1 protein-coding gene is annotated in these 247 nt (G+C 69.2%); it reads right to left on the bottom strand.

Going from position 1 to position 247, the window contains the following annotated elements; genetic code table 11:
* Positions 1–247 (bottom strand): hypothetical protein (locus I6F38_RS43695; protein ID WP_225164755.1); only part of this gene is annotated, 247 nt, incomplete at both ends.

The raw sequence follows: 247 nt of genomic DNA, 5'->3' as shown, positions 1-247 counted from the left end.
CCGTAATGCGGCGTGCCGCCGTCGAAGTTGCCGGCAAAGTTGGCGCTGGTGCTGATCGGCGCGCCCGTCAGATTGGTCTCGTCCAGCGTCAGCTGGCCCGCAACCGCCGCCGTCGGCGTGCCCAGCGACGGGCCGTCGTCGTGGATCGCAAACACCCCGCTGCCGAGGTCGATGCCCTTGGTGACGTGATCGCCGTCGGCGTCGGTCACCGTCTGGTTCAGCAGCAGCGTGTTCGCCGCCGTCGTCA

The organism is Bradyrhizobium sp. BRP56, from assembly GCF_020194035.1.
GTDB classification, from domain to species: domain Bacteria; phylum Pseudomonadota; class Alphaproteobacteria; order Rhizobiales; family Xanthobacteraceae; genus Bradyrhizobium; species Bradyrhizobium australafricanum.
The sequence above is the reverse complement of the archived record's forward strand: the minus strand, read 5'-3'. Positions and strand labels throughout refer to the sequence as shown.